Source organism: Hydrogenophaga sp. IBVHS1, from assembly GCF_002127265.1.
Taxonomy (GTDB): Bacteria; Pseudomonadota; Gammaproteobacteria; order Burkholderiales; family Burkholderiaceae_C; genus Hydrogenophaga.
In genome coordinates, this window is the sequence record NZ_NFUU01000001.1 from 2,808,638 (window position 1) to 2,820,928 (window position 12,291).

At 64.6% G+C, this 12,291-nt stretch carries 10 protein-coding genes; 7 read left to right on the forward strand and 3 right to left on the reverse strand.

The window, feature by feature from the left end; genetic code table 11:
- Nucleotides 1-4: 4 nt before the first annotated feature.
- Both CAP37_RS13585 and xdhC read right to left on the reverse strand, forming a co-directional pair.
- The gene (locus CAP37_RS13585) at nucleotides 5-1,201 is read right to left on the reverse strand and encodes a urate hydroxylase PuuD (RefSeq protein WP_086124654.1); all 1,197 of its coding nucleotides are present in this window, start codon (nucleotides 1,199-1,201) and stop codon (nucleotides 5-7) included.
- Nucleotides 1,202-1,352: 151 nt separating this feature from the next.
- The gene (gene xdhC / locus CAP37_RS13590) at nucleotides 1,353-2,192 is read right to left on the reverse strand and encodes a xanthine dehydrogenase accessory protein XdhC (protein ID WP_086124655.1); all 840 of its coding nucleotides are present in this window, start codon (nucleotides 2,190-2,192) and stop codon (nucleotides 1,353-1,355) included.
- 176 nt (nucleotides 2,193-2,368) lie between these two features.
- Between xdhC and CAP37_RS13595 the strand changes: the two genes are divergently transcribed.
- Nucleotides 2,369-2,929, forward strand: coding sequence for a hypothetical protein (locus tag CAP37_RS13595; protein ID WP_256926967.1), 561 nt, complete (start codon nucleotides 2,369-2,371; stop codon nucleotides 2,927-2,929).
- Nucleotides 2,930-2,992: 63 nt separating this feature from the next.
- On the opposite strand, the gene uraH is transcribed toward CAP37_RS13595, so the two are convergent.
- Nucleotides 2,993-3,346: a hydroxyisourate hydrolase gene (uraH, locus tag CAP37_RS13600; protein WP_086124656.1), complete on the reverse strand. Its 354-nt coding sequence runs from the start codon at nucleotides 3,344-3,346 to the stop codon at nucleotides 2,993-2,995.
- 72 nt (nucleotides 3,347-3,418) lie between these two features.
- Between uraH and CAP37_RS13605 the strand changes: the two genes are divergently transcribed.
- The 6 genes from CAP37_RS13605 to CAP37_RS13630 all read left to right on the forward strand — a co-directional run bounded on the left by CAP37_RS13605 (nucleotide 3,419) and on the right by CAP37_RS13630 (nucleotide 12,186).
- On the forward strand, nucleotides 3,419-4,084 hold the full coding sequence (locus CAP37_RS13605) for a GntR family transcriptional regulator (protein WP_086124657.1): 666 nt from the start codon (nucleotides 3,419-3,421) through the stop codon (nucleotides 4,082-4,084).
- Nucleotides 4,081-5,031 carry an allantoinase PuuE gene (puuE, locus tag CAP37_RS13610; RefSeq protein WP_086124658.1) on the forward strand — a complete coding sequence of 317 codons (951 nt, stop codon included), beginning with the start codon at nucleotides 4,081-4,083 and terminating at the stop codon, nucleotides 5,029-5,031. Before CAP37_RS13605 ends, puuE begins: the two co-directional genes overlap by 4 nt.
- Before the next feature lie 10 nt (nucleotides 5,032-5,041).
- Nucleotides 5,042-6,838, forward strand: coding sequence for a 2-oxo-4-hydroxy-4-carboxy-5-ureidoimidazoline decarboxylase (gene uraD / locus CAP37_RS13615; protein ID WP_086124659.1), 1,797 nt, complete (start codon nucleotides 5,042-5,044; stop codon nucleotides 6,836-6,838).
- Entirely contained in the window at nucleotides 6,835-8,085 is a 1,251-nt protein-coding gene (locus CAP37_RS13620) for an ArgE/DapE family deacylase (RefSeq protein ID WP_086124660.1), read from the forward strand. The genes uraD and CAP37_RS13620 overlap by 4 nt, the downstream gene beginning before the upstream one ends.
- 40 nt (nucleotides 8,086-8,125) lie before the next feature.
- Nucleotides 8,126-10,414: an NADP-dependent malic enzyme gene (locus CAP37_RS13625; RefSeq protein ID WP_086124661.1), complete on the forward strand. Its 2,289-nt coding sequence runs from the start codon at nucleotides 8,126-8,128 to the stop codon at nucleotides 10,412-10,414.
- Between the two features lie 290 nt (nucleotides 10,415-10,704).
- On the forward strand, nucleotides 10,705-12,186 hold the full coding sequence (locus tag CAP37_RS13630; RefSeq protein WP_086124662.1) for a nucleobase:cation symporter-2 family protein: 1,482 nt from the start codon (nucleotides 10,705-10,707) through the stop codon (nucleotides 12,184-12,186).
- Nucleotides 12,187-12,291: the final 105 nt, after the last annotated feature.

Consider the following 12,291-nt stretch of genomic DNA (forward strand, 5'->3'; position numbering starts at 1 on the left):
AGCGTCAGTCGACCTTCGCGCCGCCCTTGAACCACTGCGCCACCATGGCGCGTTCTTCTTCGGTGATGCCGGTGGCGTTGTTCATGGGCATGAGCCGGGTGACCACCACCTGCTGGTAGACCGTCTGGGCGTGTGCTTTCAGCGCGTCGGCCGAGTCCAGCCGCACGTTCTTCGATTGCAGCGCTTCACCGTGGCACATCACGCAGCGTTGCTCCAGCACCGGCCTGAGCTGGGCGTAACTCACGCTCTCTGGCACGGCCACCGCCACCGTGGGTGCGGGACGGAGCCACACGATCAATGCAGTCAGCGCCACCACGCCGGCCGCCGCGTATTTCCAGGGGTGCGGATTGCGGCCCAGCTTGTAGCCGTGGCGCATCACGAAGAACTGCCGGATCGCCGCACCGGCGAACATCATGCCGATCAGGATCAGCCAGTTGTACTTGTGTGTGTAGGTGAAGCTGTAGTGGTTGCTCAGCATGGCGAACAGCACCGGCAGCGTGAAGTAGGTGTTGTGCACGCTGCGCTGCTTGCCGCGCTGGCCGTGGACCGGGTCCACCGGCCGCCCGGCCTTGATATCTGCCACCACCGTGCGCTGGCCGGGGATGATCCAGAAGAACACGTTGGCACTCATGGCGGTGGCGATCATCGCGCCCATCAGCAGAAAAGCCGCGCGACCGGCGAAAAGTTGTGTGGCCAGCCAGGCCGCCAGACACACCAGCACCAGCACCAGCGCACCCACCTTGGCGTCGCCGTTTTCCTTCTGCCCGAGCGTGCGGCAGATGGCGTCGTACAGCAGCCAGAACACCACCAGGAAAGCCAGCGCCGCGGCAATCGCGGCGGCGGGGCTCCAGTCCATCACCTTTGGGTCGATGAGATAGACGCTCGGACTCCAGAGGTAGGAGATGAGGAACAGCGCAAAGCCCGAGAGCCAGGTGGAATAGCTCTCCCAGTAGAACCAGTGCAGGTGCTCGGGCAGCTTGGGCGGCGACACGGCGAACTTCACCGGGTGATAGAAGCCGCCGCCGTGCACGGCCCAGAGTTCGCCGCTCACGCCGTCCTTCTTCAACTGCGCGTCTTCAGGTGGCGTGAGGCTGCTGTCGAGAAAGACGAAGTAGAAGGAAGAGCCGATCCAGGCGATGGCCACAATCACATGCAGCCAGCGCAGCAGCAGGTTGGCCCAATCCAGCAGATAAGTTTCCATGGCACCTCAATGCAAGGTCAATGCTTGCGACTCACCACCGCGGGCGCTCTGAGTCGGCTGAGGGCCGCGCATGGGCGTGGAAGCATCCACACCCAGCTCCGCTGCGACCGGACTGGCAAAGTGTATACAGTTTTTGAGAACATTCAAGCGGTCAAACACCACCCGGGGGACCAGCGCGTTCTAGCAACAACTGCGCCACAACCGAGGCCGCGATCACCGCTGGCTCCTTGCCACCAATGCCGGGCAGTCCGATCGGGCAGGTAATGCGAGCGAGCTCGTTCGCGTTGAAACCGCGCTGCTCCAGCCGGTGGCGGAACGTGGCCCATTTCGTGCGACTGCCGATCAGCCCGATGAAGCCCAGGTCGCGGTGCTCGCGTTCCCGTTGCAGGCAGGCGGCCACGATGTCGAGGTCTTCCGCGTGCGAGAAACTCATGATCAGCACAGCGCTGCCCGCCATCAGTTCGTGCACGGCGGCGTGCACCGGGTCGGAGTGCTCGGCCACCACCTGTGCGGGCATATCGGCGGGAAACACCTCGTCACGGCTGTCGATCCAGGTCACATCGAATGGCAGTGGTGCGAGCGCCTGCACGATGGCACGACCGACATGCCCTCCACCGAACAAAGCAAGCGGTTGGTGGTGCTCTGTCAACCGCTGACGAAGGGCCATTACGTGCGATGCATCTACCCGCTCGAAGCGCAGCACCAGGGCACCGCCGCAACACTGCCCGAGGCTCGGACCGAGCGTGATCGATTGCTCCCACACCGTCCCCGCAGCCCCCGGCTGCGCTAGCGATTCGCTTGCCTGGCGCATCGCATCCCACTCCAGATTGCCACCGCCGATCGTGCCAATCACACCGCCTGTCGTGGCTGAAAAAACCGCCATCCATGCACCCGCTTCACGCGGCACCGAACCGCGCGTTTTTTCAACGGTCACGAGCACCGCTGGCTCGCGTTGCAGACGCAGTAGAAAGGCTTCAAGCGGCACGGACATTGTGGCTTCGACGTCAAAAAATATGTATGGATACGTAATGGCGATCAAGGCCGATCAGTATCCGCCGTACTGTACGCAAGCCCTGTTGAAAACCCCCATACACTTCATCCGCCCAGCGATATGGTCCATCCGAAGTCCAGAGCAAGGCGCCCGATCCGACTTACAGGCCCGTGAACATGAGAGACATCGATCCCGCACCGCGTCCCGCCAATCCCGTGGACAACCGACAACGCCCGCGTTTCGCCAGAGGCTGGCTCACCATCGGTACGGCGGCATTGCTGGCCGCCTGCGCCGCGCCTTTGCCGCCTCCTCCACCACCGCCTCCCCCGCCACCTCCGGCGCCTGTGCCAGCACCGCCGCCCCCTGTCAGTGTGCGGCCCACACCCCAGCATGTGTCGCATGCCGTCTCGCCGATGGACTACCGCAAGGATGGTGCGCGCCATATCTACGGCAGCAACAGCCACCGCATCTACAAAGGCAAGATGCCCCCGCTGCTGCAAGGTGTGGGTGTCATGCGCCTGGACATCGACGAGCTCGGCAACATCCGGCGGCTGGACTGGCTGCGCCCGCCCAGCCATGCCGGCAGCCGTGTGGAAATCGAACGCACAGTGCGCGCCGCCGCACCCTTCCCGGCGCCGGTGCGCATGGGCAGCGTGAGCTACACCGACACCTGGCTCTGGCACGAGAGCGGCCAGTTCCAGCTCGACACGCTCACAGAAGGCCAGCGCGACCGCTGAACAGCGGTGCATACCGCGCCGACCAGACAGCCCGCCACTCGGCGGGCTTTTTTTCGTCCCTGTTCAGCTGCCCCGGTACGTCGAATAGCTCCAGGGGCTGACCAGCAACGGCACGTGGTAGTGCTGGTCCGTGTGCGCCACACCGAAGTCGAGCGCTACGCGGTGAAGGAAGTTCGGCTCGGGCAAGGGCACGCCTCGCGCAGCGAAATAGCCTTTCACATCGAACACCAGCCGGTACGTGCCGACCTTGAGGCTGCTGTTGTCGTAGAGCGGTCCATCGGGGTTTCGGCCGTCCTGGTTCAGTTGAAAGCTCTTCACCAGCGTCGCGCGCTCTCCTTCGGTCGTGTAGAGCTCGACTTTCATGCCGGCGGCGGGGCAACCGTGCATGGTGTCCAGAACGTGCGTGCTCATTCCCATGGCGCTTCCTTGGTGTGAATATGGTCGACCGAAAGTGTATACACTTTTTGTTTTTCTGGATATGATGCCCGCATGGAAATCTCCAGCACCTTGCACATCGTCGAGTCGCTCACGCGGGCCATTGTGGAGCACCGGTTGCACCCTGGCACCAAGCTGGCGGAACAGAAACTGGCGGACCATTTCGGGGTCTCGCGCACGCTGGTGCGACAGGCGCTGTTCCAGCTTTCCCAAAACCGCCTGATTCGCCTGGAGCCCGCGCGTGGCGCCTTTGTGGCAGCGCCCTCCGTGCAGGAAGCGCGGCAGGTTTTTGCAGTTCGGCGCATGCTCGAAGTGGAAATGACGCGGGCGTTCGTGAAGAGCGTGACCACCGCCAAGATCAAGGCCCTGCGCGAACATGTGGCGCAGGAAAAGATGGCCGTGAACAACGAGGACGTGGCCGGGCGCACCGAGTTGCTGGGCGACTTTCACGTGCGCATGGCCGAGCTCATGGGCAACCAGGTGCTGGCCGAGTTGCTGCGCGACCTCATCTCGCGCTGCGCCTTGATCACCCTGATGTACCAGAGCAACCAGGCCGCCGAGCACTCCAACGACGAGCACGCCGACATCGTCAAGGCGCTGGCCGCGCGCGACGAGGAACTGGCAGTGCGTCTGATGGACGAGCACCTGCGCCATGTGGAGGAGAACCTGACCTTCGACCGCAAGGTTCCGACGAACGACATTTCCATGGCCTTGTCATGACCTACGACTCCACACGCGAGTACCCGCGCGACCTCGCTGGCTACGGCCGCAACCCACCCCATGCCCGCTGGCCCAATGGCGCGCGCATCGCCGTGCAGTTCGTGCTGAACTACGAAGAAGGTGGCGAGAACAGCGTGCTGCACGGCGACGACGCCTCCGAGCAGTTCCTGTCCGAGATGTTCAACCCGGCGGCCTACCCTGCGCGGCACATCAGCATGGAAGGCATCTACGAATATGGCTCGCGCGCCGGCGTGTGGCGGCTGCTGCGCGAGTTCGAGCAGCGTGGCTTGCCGCTCACCGTGTTCGGCATTGCCAGCGCAATGCAGCGAAGTCCTGAAGTGACCGCCGCCTTCCAGGAACTCGGCCACGACATCGCATGCCACGGGTTGAAGTGGATCCACTACCAGAATGTGGACGAAGCCACTGAACGTGCACACATGGCGCAGGCCATGGAGATCATCGAAAAGCTCACCGGCAGCCGGCCGCTGGGCTGGTACACCGGTCGCGACAGCCCGAACACGCGCCGGCTGGTGGCCGACTTCGGCGGCTTCGAGTACGACAGCGACTACTACGGCGACGACCTGCCCTTCTGGATGAAGGTGAGGAAGACCGATGGCAGCGACGCACACCAGCTCATCGTGCCCTACACGCTGGACTGCAACGACATGCGCTTCGCCCTGCCCCAGGGCTATTCACACGCCGACCCTTTCTTCCAGTACATGCGGGACACGTTTGATGCGCTGTACGCCGAGGGCGATCCCAACGGTCTGGACCGTCCGAAGATGATGAGCATCGGCATGCATTGCCGCCTGCTGGGCCGACCGGGCCGCATCACCGCTTTGCAGCGTTTCCTCGATCACATTCAGCAGCACGACAAGGTCTGGGTGGCTCGGCGCGTGGACATCGCCCGGCACTGGAAGGCCACCCATCCCCTGACCCTCGCTTGAACACGCCACCATGCCCATCACACTGGAACAACTGAACCAAGCCCCGCTGACCGAGGCCACGCAGATGCTCGACGGTCTGTACGAACATTCGCCGTGGATCGCCCAGCAGGCGCTGGCGCAACGCCCCTTCGCTTCGCTGGCCGCGCTCAAGCATGCGATGGTGACTGTGCTGTCGAACGCTGGCATCGACGCGCAGCTCGCATTGATCCGCGCCCACCCGGAGCTGGCGGGCAAGGCCATGGTGAGCCAGGCGCTCACCGCCGAATCCACGAACGAGCAGACGAAGGCGGGCCTCACGAACTGCACGCCGGAGGAGTTCGCCCACATCCAGCAACTCAATGCGCAATACAACGCGAAATTCGGCTTCCCCTTCATCCTGGCGGTCCGCGGCCCACGCGGCACGGGGTTGCCAAAACGCGAAATCATCGCCACCTTCGAACGGCGCCTGAACCACCCGGTGGACTTCGAGAGTGCCGAGTGCATCCGCCACATCCACCGCATCGCGGAGATCCGCCTCAACGATAAATTCGGCTTCGAGCCGGTGGTGGGCGAGCGCGTATGGGACTGGCACGAAGACCTCTCGCGCCACAGTGACCCCGGCTTCGCCGAGCAGGGCCAGCTCACCGTGACCTACCTCACCGATGCGCATCGGGCCTGCGCTGCAGATATTGCTGAACGCATGCGGGAGTGCGGGTTCGATGAGGTGGGCATTGACGCAGTGGGGAATGTGGTGGGGCGCTATCACGGCGCGCAAGCCGATGCACCCGCTCTGCTCACTGGCAGTCACTACGACACCGTGCGCAACGGCGGCAAGTACGACGGGCGCCTTGGCATCTTTGTGCCCATGGCCTGCGTGCAGCAACTTCACGCCACCGGCCGCCGCCTGCCGTTCGCCTTCGAGATGGTCGCGTTTTCCGAAGAAGAAGGCCAGCGCTACAAGGCCACGTTCCTCGGATCGGGCGCGCTCACCGGCCACTTCAACCCGGCGTGGCTCGACCAGCAGGACGCCGATGGGATCACGCTGCGCGCCGCCATGCAACACGCCGGACTGCCCGCCACGCTGGAGGCCATTCACGCGCTGAAGCGCGACCCATCAAAGTACCTGGGATTCGTCGAGGTCCACATCGAGCAAGGCCCGGTGCTCAACGAGATGGACCTTCCCCTGGGCGTGGTCACGTCCATCAATGCCGGTGTGCGCTTTCAGTGCGAGGCCCTCGGCATGGCCAGCCATGCCGGCACCACGCCCATGAACCGACGGCGCGACGCGGCGAGTGCCGTGGCCGAGCTGGCGATCTACATGGAGCAGCGCGCGCAGACGGACGGCGACTCGGTCGCCACCATCGGCATGCTGCAGGTGCCGGGTGGTTCGATCAACGTGGTGCCGGGTCGATGCCTCTTCTCGCTGGACATGCGCGCCCCGAATGACGCGCAGCGCGACGCGCTGGAGCGCGACGTGCTGGCGCAGCTGCGCGCCATCTGCGAGCGGCGCGGCATTGGCCTGAAGGTGGAAGAGACCATGCGCGCCGCCGCCGCACCGAGCGACCCTGCATGGCAGGCGCGCTGGGAGCGCGCAGTGCAGGCGCTGGGTGTGCCGCTGCACCGCATGCCCAGCGGGGCCGGCCACGACGCCATGAAGCTGCACGAAATCATGCCGCAGGCCATGCTGTTCGTGCGCGGTCTCAACAGCGGCATCAGCCACAACCCGCTCGAATCCAGCACCTGCGACGACATCGAGCTGAGCGTGAACGCCTTCTCGCATCTGCTCGATCAACTCGCCCACGAACACGCCAATCAGAAAGCCTCATGACCACCGAACAACAACTGGATGCCTGGATCGACGCCCACTTCGACGAGGAGGTGAGCTTCCTGCAGGAGCTCGTGCGCGTGCCGACCGACACACCGCCGGGCAACAACACCCCTCACGCCGAACGCACTGCCGATCTGCTCGCGGCCATGGGCCTCAATGCCGAGAAACACACGGTGCCGGCTGACGAGGTTCAGGCCGCCGGCCTGCAAAGCATCACCAACTTGATCGTGCGCAGGCCCTACGGCCCCGGCAAGACGATTGCACTGAACGCACACGGCGACGTGGTGCCGCCTGGTGAAGGCTGGACCCACGATCCTTACGGTGGCGAGATCGCCGACGGCAAGATCTACGGCCGCGCCACCGCGGTCAGCAAGTGCGACATTGCCAGCTTCACCTTTGCCATCCGCGCGCTCGAGTCGCTCGGGGCCAAGCTCGCTGGCGGCGTGGAACTGCACGTGACCTACGACGAGGAATACGGCGGTGAAGTGGGCCCCGACTGGTTGCTGAAGAAGGGTCTCACCAAGCCCGACCTGATGATCGCCGCGGGCTTCAGCTACCAGGTGGTGGTGGCGCACAACGGCTGCCTGCAGCTGGAGGTGACGGTGCATGGAGACATGGCACACGCCGCCATTCCCGACAGCGGCACCGACGCGCTGCAGGGCGCCACGCACATCCTCAACGCGCTGTACGCGCTCAACGCCGACTACCTGAAGGTGTCGTCCAGTGTGGAGGGCATCAACCATCCGTACCTCAACGTGGGCCAGATCAGCGGCGGTACCAATACCAACGTGATTCCCGGCAAGGTCGTGCTGCGCATCGACCGCCGCATGATTCCTGAAGAAGATCCCGCCGAGGTGGAAGCCTCGTTGCGCCGCACCATCGAGCAGGCCGCTGCCAGCTTCCAGCCCCCACGGGGCGGCCGCGAGCTCAAGGTCGACGTGCGCCGCATTCTGCTCGCTCGCGCCATGAAACCGCTGCCCGGCAACCAGCCGCTGGTGCAGGCAATCCAGAAGCATGGCCTTGCCGTGTTCGGCGAAAAGATTCCCGCTGTGGGCACGCCGCTCTACACCGACGTGCGCCTCTACGTCGAGCGAGGCATACCTGGCGTGATCTACGGTGCCGGCCCGCGCACGGTGCGCGAATCGAACGCCAAGCGCGCCGATGAGCATCTGGTGCTCGAAGACTTGCGGCGCGCCACCAAGGTGATTGCGCGCACGCTGCACGAACTGCTTTCACGCCCTGCGTGACACAATCGTCCGGACGCTAACCCGGACCCCTGGAGACAACATGACACCCGCTGAAGAAGCCCTGCGCGACGCCGCGTTCGAATACCACCGCACGCCCTCGCGCGGCAAGATTTCCGTCCATCCCACCAAACCCCTGTCCAACCAGCGAGATCTCTCGCTGGCTTACTCGCCCGGTGTGGCGTATCCGTGTCTCGCAATCGAAGCCGATCCCTCGATGGCGGCCGAGTACACCTCACGCGGCAACCTGGTGGGTGTGATCACCAACGGCACGGCCGTGCTCGGTCTGGGCGATATCGGTCCGCTAGCGGCCAAGCCGGTGATGGAAGGCAAGGGGTGCCTGTTCAAGAAGTTTGCCGGCATCGACGTGTTCGACATCGAACTCGACGAGAAGGACCCGGACAAACTGGTCGACATCATTGCCGCGCTCGAGCCCACGCTGGGCGGCATCAACCTGGAAGACATCAAGGCGCCGGAGTGCTTCTACATCGAGAAGAAGCTGCGCGAGCGCATGGGGATTCCGGTGTTCCACGACGACCAGCACGGCACCGCCATCATCTCGGCCGCCGCATTGCTCAACGGCCTGGAGCTGGTGGGCAAAGACATCGGCTCGGTCAAGCTGGCGGTGAGTGGCGCAGGCGCTGCCGCCATCGCTTGCCTGGACGTGATGGTTGGTCTCGGCGTCTCGCGCGAGAACATCTTTGTGTGCGACTCCAAGGGCGTGGTGTACGAAGGCCGCCCCGGGGGCTACGACGAATCCAAGGCGCGCTACGCACAGAAGACCGCCAAGCGCACGCTTGCCGATGCGGTCGATGGAGCCGACGTGTTCCTGGGTTGCTCGGCGCCGGGCGTGCTGACCGCCGAGATGATGAAGACGATGGGCACCAAACCGATCGTGCTCGCGCTGGCCAATCCCGAACCCGAGATCCGCCCCGAGCTCGCCAAGGCGGTGCGGCCCGACTGCATCATCGCCACGGGCCGCAGCGATTACCCGAACCAGGTCAATAACGTCCTGTGCTTCCCCTACATCTTCCGCGGCGCGCTCGATTGCGGCGCCACACGCATCACCGAAGAAATGAAGCTGGCCTGCGTGCGGCAGATCGCGGATCTGGTCAAGAGCGAGACCAGTGAGGAAGTGGCCAACGCCTACGCGGGCCAGGACCTCAGCTTCGGCCCCGACTACATCATCCCCAAGCCTTTCGATTCGCGTCTGATCCTGCGCATCGCGCCGGCCGTGGCGCAGGCCGCCGCCGATTCGGGCGTGGCCACGCGGCCGATCACCGACATGGACGCCTACCGCCAGCAGCTGGGGCGCTTCGTCTACCAGACCGGCATCCTCATGCAGCCGATCTTCAACGCGGCCAAGGGCATGCCCGCGAAGCAACGCGTGGCCTACGCGGACGGCGAAGACGAGCGCGCGCTGCGGGCCGCACAACTGGCCATCGACGACCAGCTCGCCGTGCCGATCCTGATTGGCCGGCCAGCGGTGATCGAAGCTCGCATCGCGAAGGCCGGCCTGCGCATGAAGCTGGGGCAGGATGTGCAGAACGTGAACCCGGAAGACGATCCCCGCTTCCGCCAGTACTGGGAGCACTACCACCAGATCATGGGCCGCCACGGCGCCACGCCCGAGGTGGCCAAGGCCGCCGTGCGGCGTTCCAACACCATTATCGGCTCGCTCATGCTGGCGCTGGGCGATGCCGATGCGCTCATCTGCGGTCTGGTGGGCGGCTACATGACGCACCTGGAGCGCATCGACCATGTGCTGGGACGGCGCGAGGGCGCCGGGCTGTACGCCTCGGTGAACGCCCTCATGACGGACCGCGGGCCGGTGTTCATCGCCGACACCTACGTCAATGAATTGCCGAGCGCCGAAGAGCTGGCCGAGATCGCGTGGATGGCCGCGCAGGAGGTGCAGCGCTTCGGCTTGCCGCCCAAGGTGGCCTTTCTCTCGCATTCGAGCTACGGCTCCAGCAAGCGCGCATCGGCGCGCAAGATGGCGCACGCTCGCGATCTGTTTGTGGCCGCGCACCCCGACATCGAGTGCGATGGTGAGCTGCATGGCGATGCGGCGCTGCAACCGGAGATTCGCAGTGCCTATCTGGCGGAGACGACGCTCACGGGTTCTGCCAACCTGCTGATCTGCCCGAACCTGGACGCGGCCAACATCCTCTACAACGTGATGAAGACGACCACCAGCGGTGGCGTGACGGTCGGACCCATCCTGATGGGGTCGGCGAAGACGGTCCACATTCTCACGCCGGCGGCCACGGTGCGGCGGGTGCTGAACATGACGGCTCTGGCTGCGGCCAGCGGGGCTGCGCGGAACTGAGCCTCTTTTGCTCGATTTGAAGGGACGCTTTCGGCGTCCCTTTTTTGTTTCCGGCTTCAACCTCGCAGGCGCCAACGAGGTCATCGGCGGCCATGGGGCACGGCGCAGCGGAATAAAGGAGGAGGGCCGGTGAAGCCGGACCGGGGGACATCCGCGGAGCCGTGCCCCATGGTCGCCGATGACCGGACCCACAAAACCACCGGTCAGAAACCGGGTTTCCCCTAGCAGACCAACATCAGATCGCACACATAAACTGTATACACTTTTTGCACGCACCTCAGGAGCAATCCATGTCCACCACAGTCCACCCGGTCGACGAAGTCCTCCCCACCGGCAAACTCACCGCCCTCGGCTTGCAGCATGTGCTGGTCATGTACGCCGGCGCGGTTGCCCTGCCGCTCATCGTGGGCCGCGCACTCAAGCTCAGCCCCGAACAGGTGGCCATGCTCATCTCGGCCGATCTCTTCTGCTGCGGCCTCGTCACGCTCATTCAGTCGCTCGGCGCCACGCAGTGGTTCGGCATCAAACTGCCCGTGATGATGGGCGTGACGTTTGCATCCGTGGCGCCCATGGTCGCCATGGCCAACAGCAACCCCGGCGTGCAGGGTGCGGGGCTGATCTTCGGTTCCATCATCGGCGCGGGTGTGGTCTCCATCCTCATCGCGCCCATCGTCAGTCGCATGCTGCGATTCTTTCCACCCGTGGTCACCGGCACGATCATCGCGGTCATCGGCATCAGCCTCATGCGCATCGGGATCAACTGGGTTTTCGGCAACCCCTTCGGTCCCACCGCACCCAGCGTGCCCAACCCTCAACACCTGCAGTGGCTCGATTCGGTGAAGCAGGCCGCTGCCAGCGGCGCCGTGCCTCCCGTGCCACCCGGCATGGCCATCGTCGGCAGCGTGCCCAATCCGTCCTATGCCCAGATGCCGCACATCGCCATTGCTGCCGTGGTGCTGGCCGCCATCCTGCTCATCGCCAAGTTTGCTCGCGGTTTCATCGCCAACATCTCGGTGCTTCTGGGCATCGTCATCGGCGGCGCCATTGCCACCGCCGCCGGCCTCATGACTTTCGAGAAAGTGGGCAAGGCGAACTGGTTCGATCTGGTGCTGCCGTTCGAGATTGCCACGCCCATCTTCGACCCCATCCTCATCCTCACCATGAGCCTGGTGATGATCGTGGTGATGATTGAATCCACCGGCATGTTCCTCGCGCTCAGCGACATGACCGACCGCAAGATCGATCAGAAGGCACTCACTGCTGGCCTGCGCACCGACGGCCTGGGCACGCTGATCGGCGGGATTTTCAACACCTTCCCCTACACCAGCTTCTCTCAGAACGTGGGTCTGGTCGGCGTCACCGGCGTCAAGAGCCGGTTTGTCTGTGTGGCCGGGGGCGTCATCCTCATCGTGTTCGGCCTGCTGCCCAAGATGGCCGCGCTGGTCGAGTCGCTGCCCACCTTCGTGCTCGGCGGCGCGGGCCTGGTGATGTTCGGCATGGTGGCAGCCACCGGCATCCGGATTCTGGCCAGCGTGGACTACAAGGGCAACCGCAACAACCTCTTCATCGTCGCCGTGTCGATCGGGTTCGGCATGATTCCGCTGGTGGCACCCAGCTTCAAGCAATGGATGCCCCACGCCATCCACCCCTTGATCGAGTCGGGCATCCTCCTGGCCTCCCTCAGTGCCGTGGCGCTCAATCTGTTCTTCAACGGCAGCCGGGGCGACACCGCGGCAGCCGTGCATGCCGCGCGGCAGGCCGAAGCGCACTGAGCGGACCAGCGCCGCCTTCTTTTAAGGCATCATCCCCAAGCCGGTGCAGGCACCGACTTGGGGCGCACCATTCAGGGTTGGCCCCGATGACGCGCGAAGCCCGGA